Below are 16,075 nucleotides of genomic sequence, written 5' to 3' on the forward strand. Positions count from 1 at the left end.
GTCCGCGCGTTTCGCTGCGGTAGCGGCGACTAACGTCGACACTGGGGACAGCAGGTAGTCGGCGTACGCGGGAGGTTTTCAGCGGTGACCGGACCCAGTGAAGAGGCTGCCACCGGGCAGTCCGACCAGGCCCAGGAGCCCGCGGCCGAGCTGTTCTCCGAAGAACGCACGGACTCGACGCCGCACCCGAATTCGGACGCGTTCGACGTGCAGCCCACGCAGGTGGTCGCCTCGCCGAACCCCAACTCGGGTCCTTACACGACACCGCAGCAGCCCACGGCGCAGCCGGGTTACGCGCCGGGCCAGTACGACCAGAACCTGCCGCCGCTCCAGCCGCAGCAGCAGTATTCGGGGTATCCGCAGGCCCAGCCGCAGGCCGGGGCCCCGCAGCAGCCCGGCGCGCAACCGCCTGGTCCTGGCCCGCAGCAGCCCGGCGGCCCTGGCCCTGGCCCCGGTCCGCAACCGCCTGGTTCCGGCCTGCCCCAGCCGGGCGGCCGTCCGGGCGCGACCGGCCCCGACGACCTGGCCACCGCCCACCTGGTGAAGCAGGCGAAGCGGACCCCGCAGTCGGGCTGGCGCAAGGTGCTCTACCTGGGCACCGGCAAGCTGGTGAACCCGGGGGAGAGCCCAGCCGACCGGCGTCGCCGGGAGCTGATCGCGCGGGTCAACCAGCCGCTGCGCGGGTGCTACAAGATCGCGATGCTGAGCCTCAAGGGCGGCGTCGGCAAGACCACGACGACCACCACGCTGGGCTCGACGTTCGCCTCGCTGCGCGGCGACCGCGTGGTGGCCGTGGACGCGAACCCGGACCGCGGCACGCTGTCGCAGAAGATCGCCATCGAGACCACCGCGACGGTGCGCCACCTGCTGCGTGACGCCGGGAAGATCACCCGCTACAGCGACGTGCGCTCGTACACCTCACAGGGCTCGAGCCGGCTGGAGATCCTGGCCAGCGAGCAGGACCCGGCCGTGTCGGAGGCCTTCTCGGAGGACGACTACCGGCGCACGGTGAACCTGCTGGAGCACTTCTACAACATCGTGCTCACCGACTGCGGCACCGGCCTGATGCACTCGGCGATGAAGGGTGTCCTGGACGCCGCGGACGCGCTGGTGGTCGTTTCGTCCGGCTCCGTCGACGGGGCCCGCAGCGCCTCGGCCACGCTCGACTGGCTCGAGGCCCACGGCTACGGCGACCTGGTGAAACGCTCCGTGGTCGTGATCAACTCCGTGCGCCCGAAGGGCAGCTCGGTCGACCTGGACAAGCTTTCGGCCCACTTCGGGGCGAAGGTCAGGGCCGTCTGCCGGGTGCCGTTCGACCCGCACCTGGAAGAGGGCGCGGAGATCGAACTGGAGCGCCTGGCCGGCGGCACGCGCCTTTCGCTGCTGGAGCTGGCTGCCACCGTCGCGGACGGGTTCGGCGGGCAGCAGTACCGCTGACCTGGGGTTTGTAGGTGACCGGCGGTACGCGGCCGGCTCTACCTGGCCGGGATCAGCCCTCGTCCTCGTCAGTGGGGCGCTTGCGCTGCTGCTCGCCGAGCTTGCGCAGGAAGTCCGGGTCGTCGTCCGGGGCGAGGGTGGGGCGGCGCTGGGGCACGCCGATGCGTTGCGCCCCGAAGGCCCGCCACAACAGAACGGCGATGGTGATCGCGCCTACCGCTGCGAGCAGAGGAATCATGCCCGGGTCCTTCCGTCGCAAGGCCTTGCCGGGCCCCAGGTTAGCCCCAATTTCGAAATCAGGGGCGAACCCGGGTGTGACGAAGGGTCGTGACCGGTAGAAGGTGCCGGAAGACACCGCCTGCCACTCACGACCCTTCAGCCCGTGGTCGTTCAGACCTTGCGGGCGGGTTCACTCGCATCGGTGGTGAGCTCGGCCAGCAGCTCGTTCACCTCCGACTCACGGAACCTGCGGTGCCCGCCCGGGGTCCGGATCGAGCCGATCCGGCCCGCGGTGGCCCACCGGGTGACCGTTTTCGGGTCCACTCGGAACAGAGCGGCCACCTCACCGGGGGTGAGCAACCTTCCGCCCATGGTCGCGGTCATTTTCCGCCTCCTTAACGACCTACTTGCTATACCGGAGGCATCGGGCCTTTCGCCCGTCGCGCCGGGTAAGCCAACACGGCAATCGTGGCACTTCACCCGTCGGGTACTCGAACGGTTGTCCACGAGTAAAGAGCCCTTAAAGTGCAAAAGGGACATAACCTCGGACCTCGTTCGGCGACTCGTGAATCTTTAACGGTGCCGTTGACCTGCGCTTTTGTGTCTCGGTCCCGGCGCGAAAGGGTAAAGCCGGACCAAAGGCGCCGCGGCGAGGTCACCAGTCGCCGCCGCGGCTGTGACGCACGAGACATCCGGGGCTTTACCGCGGCTGAGGGCCGCGCGGGCGGCGCAGCATAATGAGCCGGTGGATCAGCTGGACCGAAAGATCATCGCGGCGTTGCGGGTCAACGGCCGGGCCACCTACGCCGACCTGGGCCGATCCGTGGGCCTGTCCGCGTCGTCGGTGCACGAGCGCGTCGGCAAGCTGGAGGCGGCGGGGGTGATCACCGGCTATCACGCCACGGTCGACCCGAGCACCGTCGGCCTCGGCGTGACCGCGCTGGTGGGCATCCATCCCACCGACACCGCCACCGACGAGGACGTCGCCACCGCGCTCGGCGAGCTCGCCGAGGTGGAGAGCTGTTACGCCGTGGCCGGGGACGAGGCGTTCGTGGTCAAGGTGCGGGTGTCGACGGTGGACGAGCTGGAGCACACGCTCGGCCGGCTGCGCCGCATCCCCGGCGTCGGGCGCACCAACACCACCGTGGTGCTTTCGACCCGTTTCGAGAGCCGGCCGAACAACGCGGGCCTGGACGAGGGCGCCGCGCCAGGGGCGTAGCCTGCCTTGATGTGAGCGAAATGCAGGAACGCGCTGATCATCTGCCTCGTGACCTGACGATCTACATTGTCGCGCGCTTCGCGCTCGTGGCGATCGTCGCCTGGGTGTTGTCGCTGGTCGGGGTGCCGCTGCTGGTCGCCCTGCTGATCGGGCTCGTCGTGGGCCTGCCGGTCGGGCTGCTGGTGTTCCGCTCGCTCAACGCGCGCGTGACCGCCGGCCTGGCCAAGCGCAACGAGTCCCGCGCCCGGGCCCGCGCCGCACTGCGCGCCCAGCTGCGTGGCGACGTCACCGCCGAGTCCGAGCACCGGACCGCATGAGCAGGCTCCATAGTCGCGCTTGGGTGCGTGAGGCCGTCCGGATCATCGAGGCCGACGCGAACCGCAGTGCCGACACACACCTGCACGTCTTCCCGCTGCCCCCGGAGTGGGGCGTGGACCTCTACCTCAAGGACGAGTCCGTTCACCCCACCGGCTCGCTCAAACACCGGCTGGCGCGCTCCCTGCTGCTGTACGGGCTGGTCAACGGCCAGATCGGCCAGAACACCGTGCTGATCGAGGCGTCCAGCGGCTCGACGGCCGTCTCGGAGGCGTACTTCGCCCGGATGCTCGGCCTGCGGTTCGTGACCGTGGTGCCGCGGCGGACGAGCAAGGAGAAGATCGCGCTCATCGAGTTCTACGGCGGCGAGTGCCACTACGTCGACCGCGCGCCGGACATGTACTCCGAGGCCGAGCGACTGGCCGCCGAGTGCGGCGGGCACTACCTCGACCAGTTCACCTACGCCGAGCGCGCGACGGACTGGCGTGGCAACAACAACATCGCCGAGTCGGTGTACGCGCAGATGCGCGCCGAGCGGCACCCGGTGCCGAGCTGGATCGTCGTCGGCGCGGGCACGGGCGGCACGAGCGCGACCTTCGGCCGGTACGTCCGCTACAAGCGGCACACCACCAAGATCGGCGTGGTGGACCCGGAGAACTCGTCGTTCTTCGGCGCGTGGGAAACCGGCGCGCTGGACTACGCGACGGGCATGCCGTCGCGGATCGAGGGCATCGGGCGGCCGCGGGTGGAGCCGTCGTTCGTGCCCGGCGTGATCGACGAGATGTTCCAGGTCCCCGACGCGGGCTCACTCGCCGCGATCCGGCTGCTGCGCGACCACACCGGCCACTGGGCGGGCGGCTCGACCGGCACCAACCTGTACGGCGCGTTCCTGCTCATCTCGCGCATGCTCGCCGAGGGCCAGGCCGGCTCGGTCGTCACGCTCCTGTGCGACGGCGGCGAGCGCTACGCGAACACGTACTACTCCGACGAGTGGCTCGCCGAGCAGGAAATCGACATCGCGCCGTACCGCGCGAAGTTCGACGAGTTCCTGCTCAGCGGGAAGTTCGCGGGCTAAAGCCGTCAAGGCCTCCTTACCCGCGTCGCACGCGGGTAAGGAGGCCTTGACGGCAGTCGGCTAGAAGCTCAGCGCGACGGCGCTCAGCACGGACCACGCGAGCATCGCCAGCCCGGTGTCGCGCAGGGCCGGGATCAGGGCGCGGCCGTGCTGCCCGCCGCCGACGGCCTTGGCGGACTTGATCAACATCGGCGCGGTGACCAGCGCGATCAGCGACAGCGGGTGCCAGATGCCGAGCAGCACGGTGACCACGTACGGCACGGCCACCAGCGTCAGGTACATCCGGCGCGTGCCCTTGTCGCCGAGGCGGGTGGCGAGGGTGCGCTTGCCCGACTCGATGTCGGTCGGGATGTCGCGCAGGTTGTTGGCCGTGAGGACGCCCATGGAGAAGCAGCCGACGGCGACGGCGCAGCCCAGCGCGGCCCAGCTGACGCGACCGGCCTGCACGTACGTGGTGCCGAGCACCGCCGCGAGGCCGAAGAAGACGAAGACGGCGATCTCACCGAAGCCGTAGTAGCCGTAAGGCTTCTTGCCGCCGGTGTAGAACCAGGCGCCGAGGATGCAGAGCGCGCCCACGACGAGCAGCCACCAGTAGCCCGTGAGCGCCACCAGAAGCAGGCCCAGCACCCCGGCCAGGCCGAGGCAGCCCAGCGCGGCCCGGAGCACGGCCTTCGGGTCGGCCGTGCCGGACCCGACCAGCCGCAGCGGGCCGACGCGGTGCTCGTCGGTGCCGCGGACGCCGTCGGAGTAGTCGTTGGAGAAGTTCACGCCGATGATCAAGGACAGTGCGACCAGCAGCGCGAGCAGCGAGCGCCACCAGGAGAACGCGTCCAGCGCGATCGCAGCCCCCACACCGGCGACCACGGGGGCAATCGCGTTGGGCAGCGTCCGCGGGCGGGCGCCTTCGATCCATTCACTCACTGTCGCCATGGGCGTTATTCAACTCCACGACGATCTTCACCCGGTCAATAACCCGGGCCTACCTGCCACGTGAGGGTGCCGCTGAACGGCTCGTCCGCCGACGCGGCTCCCGCGGCCACCACCAGGGCCAACACGACGCCGACGGTGGCGACAACCGCTTTCGTCCATCTCGTCATGCCAGCCAGCCAAACGCGAGCACAACGCGCTGTCAACGATTGACCGGGATTTCAGGACGTCAGTAGTGCTTTGACGGCACCGCGGTCGATCTTGCCGGGCCCGCGCAGGGGCAGTTCCGCCGTGAACTCCAGGCGTTTCGGCGTCGCGGCGGGGCCCAGCTCGGCCCGGACGGCGGCGCGCAGGCCGGAGCCGTCGGCCGCGCCGTCGGTGACGACCAGCGCGACCACCGCCTCGCCCCACTCCGGGTCCGGGAGGCCGACGACGCAGGCGTCGCGTACCCCCGGCTGGCCGCCGAGCACCCGTTCGACCTCGGCGGCCGACACCTTCACGCCGCCGGTGTTGATCACGTCGTCCGCGCGGCCCAGCACCTCCACCCGGCCGTCGGCGTGGATCCGGCCGCGGTCGGAGGTGCGGAACCAGCCGTCACCGAACGACTCGGCGGTCAGCTCCGGCGCGAGCCGGTAGCCGTGGGCCAGCACGTCGCCGGCGATGCGGATGCGGTCGTCGGCGTCGAGTTCCACGCGGACGCCGTCGAGGGGGACGCCGTCGTACACGCAGCCGCTGGCCGTCTCGCTCATGCCGTACGCGGGCATGATCCGGACGCCCGCTTCAGCCGCTCGTGTACGCAGCTTCGGCGACGTCGCCGCCGCGCCCAGCACAATCGCGTCGAAGGCGCGCGCGGCTTCGAGACCGGCGCCGCCGTCGTCGAGCAGCCGGACGAGCTGGGTCGGGACCAACGCGGTGTAGCTCGGACCGGCCGCGGCCAGCACCGGCGCGGCGGCCGCGGCGAAGTCGTCCGGGCGGAAGCCGTTGCCGACGAGGTACGCCGCTCGCGTGCCCGCCAACCGCGCGCGGACGAGTACCTGCAGGCCGCCGATGTAGTGCGCGGGCGTCGCGAGCAGCCAGTGGCCGGGGCCGCCGAGCCGGTCGTGCGTCGCGCGCGCCGACGCGGTCAGCGCGGACGGCGACAGCAGCACGCCCTTCGGCGCCCCGGTGGACCCGGAGGTGGCGATGACCACCGCCGTCCCTGGCTCCGCCGGAGTGCCGGGGACCATGCCTTCCAGCAGCGCGGGCGCCGACGGGTCGGCGGCGTTCAGCGGCAGCACCGCCTCGCCGCCGTCCAGCGCCGACGCCACCGCGGCGTCCAGCGCGGCGACCGCGTCCGCGCTCCCGTCGAGCCACACCACACGCACGAGCGAACCTCCAGCCACGTCAAGGCTCGTGAGTGTTTATGACGGTTCTAACCGGCATAAACACTCACGAGGGGGTCAGTAGTAGTACGGGTAGTCGGCCCAGTCTGGGTCCCGCTTCTGCAGGAACGCGTCGCGGCCCTCCACGGCCTCGTCCTGCATGTACGCCAGACGGGTGGTTTCCCCGGCGAAGAGCTGCTGGCCGACCAGGCCGTCGTCGATCGCGTTGAAGGCGTACTTCAGCATCCGCTGCGCGGTCGGCGACTTGCCGAGGATCGCCCAGCCCCACTCCAGTGCCTCGGCCTCCAGCGAGGCGTGCGGGACGACGGCGTTCACCGCGCCCATCGCCTGCATCTGCTCGGCGGTGTAGTCGCGGCCCAGGAAGAAGATCTCGCGCGCGAACTTCTGCCCGACCTGCCGCGCGAGGTAGGCCGAGCCGAATCCGCCGTCGAACGAGCCGACGTCGGCGTCGGTCTGCTTGAACCGCGCGTGCTCGGCCGAGGCCAGGGTGAGATCGCACACCACGTGCAGCGAGTGCCCGCCGCCCGCGGCCCAGCCGGGCACGACGGCGACGACCGGTTTCGGCATGAACCGGATCAGCCGCTGGACCTCGAGGATGTGCAGCCGGCCCGCCCGCGCCGGGTCGACCGTGTCGGAGGTCTCCCCGCTCGCGTACTGATACCCGGACCTTCCGCGAATACGCTGGTCACCGCCGGAACAGAAGGCCCACCCGCCGTCCTTGGGCGACGGGCCGTTCCCGGTGAGCAGGACACAGCCGACGTCCGAGCCCATCCGCGCGTGGTCGAGGGCGCGGTAGAGCTCGTCGACGGTGTGGGGCCGGAAGGCGTTACGGACCTCGGGGCGGTCGAACGCGACCCGGACCACCCGTTTGCCGGAGCGGCTTTCGGTCGAGCGGTGGTAGGTGATGTCGGTGAAGGCGAAACCTTCGACCTCGGTCCATGCGGCCGGATCGAACAGCTCGGAAACTCGGGCGTCATCCACGTTTGGGAGAATAGGACCTGTGGACACTTTTGCTGTGCTTGATGCCGCCTCCGCGGGAGGGAGTGCGTCGGCGCTGCCTGATGCCGCCGCCGCTGGGGCGTGCCGGTGAACCCGTCCACCGCGCAGGCCCGGGTGATCGTCGACGAGCTCGTCCGCAACACCGTCTCCCACGTGGTCCTCTGCCCCGGCTCGCGTAACGCGCCGTTGTCGATCGCGCTGTACGACGCGGCCGCGGCCGGGCGGCTGCAGCTGCACGTCCGCATCGACGAGCGCGGCGCCGCGTTTCTCGCCCTCGGCATCGCCGCGCGCACCGGGCGGCCCGCGGCCGTGGTGTGCACGTCCGGCACCGCGGCGGCGAACTTCCACCCCGCCGTGCTGGAGGCCGACCGCGCCGGCGTGCCGCTGATCGTGCTGACCGCCGACCGGCCGCCGGAGCTGCGCGCGGCCGGCGCGAGCCAGGTGATCGACCAGTACCAGCTCTACGGCAACGCCGTGCGCTACTTCGACGAGCTGGCCGTGGCCGAGCGACGGCCCGGCCAGAACTCGTACTGGCGCAGCCAGATCTGCCGCGCGTGGAACGCCGCGTACGGCGAGTGGCGCTGCGGGCCGGTGCACCTGAACATCCCGTTCCGCGACCCGCTGGTGCCGGACTTCGACGACGAGGCGTGGTACGAGTCACTCGAGGGCCGCCCGGACGGCGAGCGCTGGACGGAGCTGCCGGACTTCGGCGCGCTGCCCTCGTTCGTGGTCCCGTCGGCGCGGCACGGCCTGGTGATCGCGTGTGACACCGGCGTGCAGGCGGCCAGCGAGTGGGCCGAGCAGCACGGCTGGCCGGTGGTGTCGGAGACCGGCGGCCTCGGCCTGTCCGGCTCGACCGCGATCCCGGCCGGCGCGTGGCTGCTGGGCGTCGAGGAGTTCATCAGCAAGCACCGGCCGGAGCAGGTGCTCTGCCTCGGCCGTCCGACGGTGTTCCGGCAGGTCCAGCAGGTGCTCTCCGACCCGGCGGTCGAGGTGCTGCTGGTGCGCCCGGACTCCGACTGGCCCGCGCCCGCGCACAACGTCCGGCAGGTCGGCCAGTGGTTCGCCGAGCCGACGAAGCCCGCCGACCCGGAGTGGCTCGCGAGCTGGCAGCGCGCCGACGCGGCCGCCACCGGCGCCGTCACGGAGGCACTGGCCGGCGAGCCGTGGCCGAGCGGCCTGCGGGTGGCGACCGAGTTGGTGGACGCGCTGCCCGACGGCGCGCTGCTGGTGGTCGGCTCGTCGAACCCGACGCGGGACGTCGCGCTGGCCGGGCGGCTGCGCCCGGACGTGCTGGTGCACCGCAACCGCGGCGTCGCGGGCATCGACGGCACGGTGTCCACGGCCATCGGCGCGGCCATGGTGCACCGCGCGCCGTCGTATGCGCTGCTGGGCGACCTGACGTTCCTGCACGACGCGAGCGGCCTGCTCACCGGCCCCACGGAACAGCGCCCGGACCTGACGATCGTGGTGCTCAACGACGACGGTGGCGGCATCTTCTCCCTACTGGAACAGGGCGCGCCCGAGTACAGCGCGAGCTTCGAGCGCGTGTTCGGCACCCCGCACGGCGCCGACCTGGGCGCGCTGTGCGCGGGCTACCGCGTGCCGCACGTCGTCGCCGAGACGATCACGGAGTTCCGCGCCGCGCTGAAGCCCAAGCCGGGGCTGCGGGTGGTCGAGGTCCGCGTCGACCGGACCCGGCACCGTGACCTGCACGCGCGGCTTCGTTCGGCGGTGGCGGCCGCGGTGGGGTCCGCCTGAGCCCTGACCTCCTGTATCGAGGGTCACATCCGGCAGCGGATTAAACTCCGTACTACGTACATTGTACGATGTACGTAGTTTAATCCGCTGGGAGGCAGTATGAAGATCACCGGAACCGCGTTGTCGCTGAACGTGGAGGACGTCGCCGCTTCGGCGGCCTTCCTCGTCGAGCATTTCGGCTTCACTGAGCGAATGGCCGCCGACGGGTTCGCCGGCCTCGGCCGTGACGACGCCGGTGTGAACGTGGTCTTCCTGCGCCGGGGCCTGCCCACTCTGCCCGCTGATCAGCGCGACGACGTCGCCCAAGGGCTGATCCTCGCCTTCGAAGTCGATGACCTCGAAGGCGAACTGGCTCGTCTGCAGGCCGCGGGAGTGACCATCACGATGCCGTTGACCAGCGAGGAGTGGGGCGAGCGCGCGTTTCAGGTCCGCGACCCCAACGGGGTGATCGTTCAGCTGGTGGACTGGAAGGCGCCGACGGGCGGCTGACGAACTCCCGCCGGGAACTCGCCGGAAACTCGCCGAACAGACCGGAAATTCCCCAGCTCGCCACCGTTCCCAGCGGGTAAGAACCTTCCTTCGGCTGTATCTCGGGCATCGTGAGCTGGCTAAGTTCGAGCGCGCTGATCACCTTTGGAGGAATCACATGCGTGTCAGAATTCGCGCCGGGCTCGGTGTGCTCGCCGCAGGCGTGGCCTCGGTGCTGCTGGCGAACGTCGCGGGCGCGGCTCCCGCGCCGGGCGCACCGGGCGTCGGCGACCCGTACTATCCGAACGCCGGCAACGGCGGCACCGACGTGCTGCACTACGACATCCGGCTGAGCTACCAGCCGGCCACCGATGTGCTGTCCGGCACGACCACGCTGCTGCTCACCGCGACCCAGGACCTTTCCCGGTTCGACCTGGACTTCGCGCTCAAGGCCTCCAGCGTGCTGGTGGGCAACCGGCCCGCGCAGTTCACCAACCAGAACGGCGACGGCGAGCTGGTGGTCACCCCCGCGGTGCCGCTCGCCAAGGGGCAGACCACCACCGTGGTCGTCGCCTACTCCGACACCCCGTCCACGGCGAAGATCGGCACGCTCAACGCGTGGAAGAAGGGTTCGTTCGGCGCGCTCGGCGTCGACGAGCCGCAGAGCGCCGCGTGGTGGTTCCCGTCCAACGACCACCCCACCGACAAGGCGACCTACGACGTCTCGGTCGAGGCGCCGGACGGCAACTCCGTGGTGTCGAACGGGAATCTCGTGCGCAAGACCCAGAGCCGCGCCGGCTGGACGCGCTGGAACTGGCGCAGCACCAAGCCGCAGGCCACCTACCTCACCTCGCTGGTGATCGGCCCGTACGAGGTGAACCAGTCGACGACGCCGGACGGCAAGCCGTTCATCACCGCCTACGGCTCGGACCTCGGCGACTCGCTGTACGCCGCGAAGGCCAGCGTCGAGCGCACGCCGGAGGTCGACGCGTTCCTGGCGACGCAGTTCGGCCCGTTCCCGTTCGAGGCCGAGGGCGGCGTGGTGACCAGCGGGATCACGTTCTCGCTGGAGAACCAGACGCGGCCCACCTACGGCCTGAAGAACTTCCTGGCGGGCGCCAACACCACGCTGATCGCGCACGAGAACGCCCACCAGTGGTTCGGCGACAACGTCTCGCTCGGCAAGTGGAGCGACATCTGGCTGAACGAGGGCTTCGCCTCCTACGCCGAGTTCCTCTGGTCCGAGCACGAGGGCGAGGGCACCACGGCGGAGCTGGCCCAGTACACGTACGACAAGTACGCCGCCGACTCCCCGTTCTGGCAGGTCCTGCCGGGCGACCCGGGCGCGGCGAACCAGTTCGACGCGGCGGTTTACGACCGTGGCGCGATGGCTCTGCAGGCCCTGCGCACCACCGTCGGTGACGACGCGTTCTTCTCGATCCTGAAGCAGTGGCAGGTCCTGAAGGCCGGGAAGACCGGCGTGATCCCGGAGTTCGAGGCGCTCGCCGAGAAGGTCTCGGGCAAGCCGCTGCAGGACTTCTTCCAGACCTGGCTGTTCACCAAGGGCAAGCCGGCGACCGGCCCGAACGGGACCGCGGCGAAGGCCTTCGCGAGCAAGATCACGCAGGTCAAGCCGAAGTCGTACGACCAGATCCAGGCCAACCACCAGGCACTGGCCACGGCCGGCGAACGCTGACTCGTGAGTGGCTGTGCCGGTGAGCCCCGGCGCAGCCACTCATCCGGGTTAAACTCCCGGCGTGACGGCTAGGAGCGAACGGGCGAGGCGCATCGGGTGGTTCACCGTCCTCAGCGTCGCCTCGCTGCTCACCGTGATGTGCGTGGGCCTGCTCTTCGCGGCGATCCGCAACGACAACTCGATCCAGGCGCACCTCGGCACGGCCAACGCCACCGTCGAGTCCGTCGCCTTCGACCGCACGATCATCCAGTACGAGACGCCCGACGGGATCGTGCACAGCCCGGCGAACGGCGTCCTCTACCCGTCCGGGCTGTCGGCGGGCCAGCTCGTGCTGATCGAGTACGACGCTACGGACCCGGACCTCGCCAGGGTCGCCGGCCGCTCGGCCACCCTGACGCTGCTGCCGCTGGGCACGACGATCCTGTTCACCTGGCTGATCGCGGCCCCGCTGCTGTGGTGGCTGCGCCGCCTGATCAAGCGCGACCGTGCCGCCCACCCGGCTCCTGAGCCCACCGAGGCGCCGGTCTCCTGAACCGGGGCATGCCCTGAAGGCCACCTTCAGGGACCTAGATGCCCTCATGGTGGCCTTCAGGGACGGGGCGGGGCTCGGCTCAGGCGACTGTCGCTGTCTCCTGCCACCAGCCGAGGACCTCGTCGGCGACGCCGGGGGCGGCGACCAGCAGGCCGTCCGTCGGCAGTGCGGTGTCCTCGCCGTGTTTGTCGAGCACCACGGCGCCCGCCTCGATGGCCAGCGCGACGGAGCCCGCGACGTCCCACTCGTGGTAGCTGTGCAGCACGGCCGCGGCCGCGTGGCCCAGCGCGACCTGCGCGATCGACAGCGCGGCCGAGCCCAGCACCCGGACGCCCGCGTGCGCGGCCGCCGCGCGTTCGATGAACCCGCCCATGCCCGGCCACGGTCCCTTGCGCGCCAGCTCGGTGCAGACGATCGCGCCCGCCGTCACGCACCGGTCGGCCAGCTTGATCGGCTTGCCGTTCGCGCGGGCGCCACGGCCGCGGGCGGCGGCGTAGATCTGCGCGCGGTACGGGTCGGCGACCACGCCGACGACCGGGCCGGACGCGTCGACCAGCGCGAGGCTGTAGGCGCACCACGGCACGCCCGCGACGTAGTTGGCGGTGCCGTCCACGGAGTCGACGACCCAGCGGTACTCGGCCACGTCCGCGCCGTGGTCGGCGCCGAACTCGTGGCCGACCACCGGGATCCCGGGGAACTCGGCGGTCAGCACCCGGCGGGTGTGCCGTTCGAGGATGCGGTCGGTGTCGGTGACCCAGTCGAAGGGGGAGTCCAGGGTCGAGGGGTGGGCGCCGCGGCCTGCCGTCGCCGTGATCACGTCGGTGGCGTCGTTGGCCAGCCGGCCAGCCACCTCGAGTGCCCTCGAGAGCAGCCCCGGCTCCACGGGCTGCGACGGCCTGGAGGACAAGAGGGTCATGCTTGCTCAGTCTGGGCGGCGCTGGTTTCCGGGACACGACCTTGAGATGACATGTGGTGTCTGATCTGCCGACGGCGCGGCGCCCTGGCCCGGCGTTCGGAGTGTTCGGACACCGTTGGCTCATGTGTCACGCGGGATTGGCCCGGCTCGCGCGCTCCGGTGCGACAGTGGCCGGGTGCGAGTCGCCATAGTCACCGAAAGTTTCCTGCCCCAGGTGAACGGCGTGACGAATTCCGTGCTGCGGGTCGTCGAGCACCTGGCCGACCGTGCCCACGACGTGCTCGTGGTGGCGCCCGGTCCTGGCCCGGAGTCCTACCGCGGCGCCCCCGTGGTCCGCATCCCCGCCTTCGACGTGCCCGGCGTGCACTCGCTGCCGATCGGCCTGCCGACGCGCACGGTGCTCACGGCGCTGGCCGGCTTCGCGCCGGACGTGGTGCACCTGGCGTCGCCGTTCGTGGTCGGCGCGCGCGGGCTGGCCGCCGCGAGACGGCTGCGGGTGCCGACGGTCGCCGTCTACCAGACCGACATCGCCGGGTTCGCCGCCGCGTACGGCTTCGGCATCGGCGCCCGCGCGGCCTGGCGCTGGGTCCGCCGCGTGCACTCGCGGGCCGACCGGACGCTCGCGCCGTCGTCCGACGCGGTGGAACAGCTGGAACTGCACGGGGTTCCGCGGGTGCACCGGTGGGCCCGCGGCGTCGACATCGAACGGTTCTCGCCGTCGCACGCCGACCCCGCGCTGCGCGCCGAGCTGGCCCCGAACGGCGAGCTGCTGGTCGGCTTCGTCGGCAGGCTCGCGCCGGAGAAGGAGGTCGACCGGCTGATCGCGCTGGCCGACGTGCCGGGCGTGCGGCTGGTCGTGGTCGGCGACGGCCCGGAGCTGCCCGCGTTGCGCGAGCGCCTGCCGCGCGCGGCCTTCCTCGGCGCCAAGTACGGCGACGACCTCTCGGCCGCGTACGCCAGCCTGGACGTGTTCGTCCACACTGGACCGCACGAGACGTTCTGCCAGGCGGTGCAGGAGGCAATGGCGTCCGGCCTGCCGGTGCTCGCGCCCGCCGCGGGGGGCCCGAAGGACCTGGTGCTGCCCGGCCGCACGGGTTACCTGCTGCCGGCGGACCGTGCCGGTTTCGGGCCCGCGCTGGTCGAAAAGGTGGACGCTCTGCGCGACCCGGCGCTGCGGGCGCGGCTGGGGGAGAAGGCACGGAAAGTGGTGCTGGGCCGCACGTGGCCGGCGGTCTGCCGCGAGCTCGTCGGGCACTACGAGCAGGTGCGGGGCCAAGTCGCGCGCGCGGCTTGAGCCGTGCACATCGTCCAGCTGGCGAACTTCTACGGACCGCGCTCCGGCGGGCTGCGCACCGCGCTGCACCACCTCGGCGCGGGGTACGTCGCCAGCGGGCACCGGGTCACGCTGGTCGTGCCGGGCACGCGGTACTCCGTCGAGAGCCTGCCCACGGGGGTGTGCCGGTACTCGCTGCCCGCGCCGCGCATCCCCGGCACCGGCGGTTACCGGGCCGTCGACCCGCACCGTGTCCGGGCCGTGCTGCGGCGGCTGGAGCCGGACCGGCTGGAGGTCTCGGACCGGCTGACGCTGCGGGGGATGGGCACCTGGGCGCGGCGCCACGGCGTGCCCAGCACGGTCATCTCGCACGAGCGCCTCGACCGCCTGCTGGAGCAGTTCCTGCTGCCGCAGCCGATGGCGCGCGCGGTCGCGGACGCCGCCAACCGGCGGATGGCGGCCAGTTACGACACGGTCGTCTGCACCACCGCGTTCGCCCGCGCGGAGTTCGACCGGATCGCCGTGCCGAACGTCCGCCGCGTGCCGCTGGGCGTCGACCTGGCCACCTTCGCACCGTCCATGCGGGACGACGGCTGGCGGCTTTCCTTGACCGGTAAGGCAGACGCGCTATTGGTCCACTGTGGACGGCTGTCGCCGGAGAAGCACGTGGAACGCAGCGTCGACACGGTGGCCGAGCTGACCGAGTCGGGCGCGCGAGTCCGCCTGGTCATCGCCGGTGACGGGCCGCGTCGGCGGGCGCTGGAACGCCGGGCCCGCGGCCTGCCGGTGACGTTTGTCGGTTTCCTGTCCGGCCGGAGTGAAGTCGCGCGGCTGCTGGCCAGCGCGGACGTGTCGCTGGCGCCGGGGCCGCACGAGACGTTCGGGCTGGCCGCGCTGGAGGCACTGGCCTCGGGGACGCCGGTGGTGGTGTCGGCGTCGTCCGCGCTGCGCGAGATCGTCGCCCCTGGTTGTGGCGCCGCTGTCGACGACCACGCGCCCGCGTTCGCCTCCGCCGTGACGGGCCTGCTGGACAGCCCCGAGGACCAACGGCGCGCGGCGGCCAGAGCCCGGGCCGAGGAGTTCGCGTGGCCGGAGTCGGTGCGCGGCATGCTCGCCGCGCACGGCTGAGTGCCTACGGACTCGTGAGTGTTTATGACGGTTAGAACCGTCATAGCCACTCACGAGCCTTGTGCGGGCTCGGGATGCTGCTGGCGCAGGTCAACGTCTTCGTCACCCGGACGTTGACCTGCGCGCCGCGCTGTGGGAGCCGGAGGCCAAGCTCGTGCAGCTGCGGGAAGCACTTTCGCTCTGGCGCGGCCCACCGTACGGCGGGCTCGACGTGCTCCCGCTGGCCGACGAGGCGCATCGGCTGTCCGAACGGCGGATGGGGCTGGTCGAGCAGCTGCACCAGGCCGAGCTGGAACTCGGCCGGCACGCCGCGGCCGCGGCCGCGCTGGTGCGGCGCCACCCGCTGCGCGAACGCCTGCACCACCTGCTGATGGCCGCGCTCGCCGCCGACGGCCGCCGGGCCGAGGCACTGGCCGTTTACCGCCGGGCGCGCGGGCTGCTCGCCGGGCAGCTCGGCCTCGAACCCGGCGAGCCCCTGCGTGAGCTGGAACGCCGGATCCTGGCCGGCGAGCCGGGCCGGATTTGCCTCGCGTAAACCTCAGACGACGCGCAGGTGCAGGCTGACCGACGAGCCCTTGTGCGTCTTGCCGAAATCTTGCCGTCGTCGCAGCTGAGGGTCCACCAGGCCGAGCCGCCGCGGACCGACGGGGAGAACGTGTCCCCGCAGGTGCCCTGGATGGTCACCACGCCGTCGGTCGCCGCCATCGACGGTGTGGCGGCCAGCCCAT

Annotated in this window: 18 protein-coding genes; 11 read left to right on the plus strand and 7 right to left on the minus strand. The window is 71.5% G+C overall.

Annotated features, from left to right (window positions below; genetic code table 11):
• Window positions 1–84 precede the first annotated feature (84 nt).
• Window positions 85–1,437: a MinD/ParA family ATP-binding protein gene (locus OG943_RS39830; protein WP_328606071.1), complete on the plus strand. Its 1,353-nt coding sequence runs from the start codon at window positions 85–87 to the stop codon at window positions 1,435–1,437.
• Window positions 1,438–1,489: 52 nt separating this feature from the next.
• Here OG943_RS39830 and OG943_RS39835 read toward each other — a convergent pair whose 3' ends face one another.
• Entirely contained in the window at window positions 1,490–1,675 is a 186-nt protein-coding gene (locus tag OG943_RS39835) for a hypothetical protein (RefSeq protein WP_328606072.1), read from the minus strand.
• A 152-nt stretch (window positions 1,676–1,827) separates the two neighbouring features.
• Window positions 1,828–2,040, minus strand: a complete 213-nt coding sequence (locus tag OG943_RS39840) for a BldC family transcriptional regulator (RefSeq protein ID WP_033291096.1) — start codon at window positions 2,038–2,040, stop codon at window positions 1,828–1,830.
• Window positions 2,041–2,401: 361 nt separating this feature from the next.
• Between OG943_RS39840 and OG943_RS39845 the strand changes: the two genes are divergently transcribed.
• The 3 genes from OG943_RS39845 to OG943_RS39855 are packed head-to-tail and all read left to right on the plus strand — an operon-like array spanning window position 2,402 to window position 4,265.
• On the plus strand, window positions 2,402–2,875 hold the full coding sequence (locus tag OG943_RS39845; protein WP_328606073.1) for an Lrp/AsnC family transcriptional regulator: 474 nt from the start codon (window positions 2,402–2,404) through the stop codon (window positions 2,873–2,875).
• A 20-nt stretch (window positions 2,876–2,895) separates the two neighbouring features.
• Window positions 2,896–3,192, plus strand: a complete 297-nt coding sequence (locus OG943_RS39850; protein WP_328612275.1) for a DUF4229 domain-containing protein — start codon at window positions 2,896–2,898, stop codon at window positions 3,190–3,192.
• Window positions 3,189–4,265 carry a PLP-dependent cysteine synthase family protein gene (locus OG943_RS39855; RefSeq protein ID WP_328606074.1) on the plus strand — a complete coding sequence of 359 codons (1,077 nt, stop codon included), beginning with the start codon at window positions 3,189–3,191 and terminating at the stop codon, window positions 4,263–4,265. Before OG943_RS39850 ends, OG943_RS39855 begins: the two co-directional genes overlap by 4 nt.
• Before the next feature lie 60 nt (window positions 4,266–4,325).
• On the opposite strand, the gene OG943_RS39860 is transcribed toward OG943_RS39855, so the two are convergent.
• From OG943_RS39860 to OG943_RS39875, 4 genes are all read right to left on the minus strand, one after another.
• Window positions 4,326–5,195: a 1,4-dihydroxy-2-naphthoate polyprenyltransferase gene (locus tag OG943_RS39860; RefSeq protein WP_328606075.1), complete on the minus strand. Its 870-nt coding sequence runs from the start codon at window positions 5,193–5,195 to the stop codon at window positions 4,326–4,328.
• Window positions 5,196–5,230: 35 nt separating this feature from the next.
• Window positions 5,231–5,362 (minus strand): hypothetical protein, encoded by a 132-nt coding sequence (locus OG943_RS39865; protein ID WP_328606076.1) that lies wholly within the window; start codon window positions 5,360–5,362, stop codon window positions 5,231–5,233.
• 51 nt (window positions 5,363–5,413) lie between these two features.
• Window positions 5,414–6,556 (minus strand): o-succinylbenzoate--CoA ligase, encoded by a 1,143-nt coding sequence (gene menE, locus OG943_RS39870; protein WP_328606077.1) that lies wholly within the window; start codon window positions 6,554–6,556, stop codon window positions 5,414–5,416.
• A gap of 75 nt (window positions 6,557–6,631) precedes the next feature.
• Window positions 6,632–7,555, minus strand: a complete 924-nt coding sequence (locus tag OG943_RS39875) for a 1,4-dihydroxy-2-naphthoyl-CoA synthase (RefSeq protein ID WP_328606078.1) — start codon at window positions 7,553–7,555, stop codon at window positions 6,632–6,634.
• A gap of 105 nt (window positions 7,556–7,660) precedes the next feature.
• Here OG943_RS39875 and menD point away from each other — a divergent pair, with 105 nt between their 5' ends.
• The 4 genes from menD (at window position 7,661) to OG943_RS39895 (ending at window position 12,030) form a co-directional block, all read left to right on the plus strand.
• Window positions 7,661–9,334 carry a 2-succinyl-5-enolpyruvyl-6-hydroxy-3-cyclohexene-1-carboxylic-acid synthase gene (gene menD / locus OG943_RS39880; protein ID WP_328606079.1) on the plus strand — a complete coding sequence of 558 codons (1,674 nt, stop codon included), beginning with the start codon at window positions 7,661–7,663 and terminating at the stop codon, window positions 9,332–9,334.
• A 99-nt stretch (window positions 9,335–9,433) separates the two neighbouring features.
• Window positions 9,434–9,823, plus strand: a complete 390-nt coding sequence (locus tag OG943_RS39885; RefSeq protein ID WP_328606080.1) for a VOC family protein — start codon at window positions 9,434–9,436, stop codon at window positions 9,821–9,823.
• Window positions 9,824–9,980: 157 nt separating this feature from the next.
• Window positions 9,981–11,498: a M1 family metallopeptidase gene (locus OG943_RS39890; protein ID WP_328606081.1), complete on the plus strand. Its 1,518-nt coding sequence runs from the start codon at window positions 9,981–9,983 to the stop codon at window positions 11,496–11,498.
• A gap of 61 nt (window positions 11,499–11,559) precedes the next feature.
• The gene (locus OG943_RS39895; RefSeq protein ID WP_328606082.1) at window positions 11,560–12,030 is read left to right on the plus strand and encodes a DUF3592 domain-containing protein; all 471 of its coding nucleotides are present in this window, start codon (window positions 11,560–11,562) and stop codon (window positions 12,028–12,030) included.
• A 79-nt stretch (window positions 12,031–12,109) separates the two neighbouring features.
• On the opposite strand, the gene OG943_RS39900 is transcribed toward OG943_RS39895, so the two are convergent.
• Window positions 12,110–12,946, minus strand: a complete 837-nt coding sequence (locus OG943_RS39900; protein WP_091618389.1) for an inositol monophosphatase family protein — start codon at window positions 12,944–12,946, stop codon at window positions 12,110–12,112.
• Window positions 12,947–13,169: 223 nt separating this feature from the next.
• On the opposite strand from OG943_RS39900, the gene OG943_RS39905 reads away from it, so the two are divergent.
• The 3 genes from OG943_RS39905 (at window position 13,170) to OG943_RS39915 (ending at window position 15,882) form a co-directional block, all read left to right on the plus strand.
• On the plus strand, window positions 13,170–14,240 hold the full coding sequence (locus OG943_RS39905) for a glycosyltransferase family 4 protein (protein ID WP_328606083.1): 1,071 nt from the start codon (window positions 13,170–13,172) through the stop codon (window positions 14,238–14,240).
• Window positions 14,241–14,243: 3 nt separating this feature from the next.
• Window positions 14,244–15,347, plus strand: coding sequence for a glycosyltransferase family 4 protein (locus tag OG943_RS39910; protein WP_328606084.1), 1,104 nt, complete (start codon window positions 14,244–14,246; stop codon window positions 15,345–15,347).
• Window positions 15,348–15,408: 61 nt separating this feature from the next.
• Window positions 15,409–15,882, plus strand: coding sequence for an AfsR/SARP family transcriptional regulator (locus OG943_RS39915; RefSeq protein WP_328606085.1), 474 nt, complete (start codon window positions 15,409–15,411; stop codon window positions 15,880–15,882).
• Window positions 15,883–16,075 lie beyond the last annotated feature (193 nt).

Source organism: Amycolatopsis sp. NBC_00345 (assembly GCF_036116635.1).
Lineage (GTDB): Bacteria > Actinomycetota > Actinomycetes > Mycobacteriales > Pseudonocardiaceae > Amycolatopsis.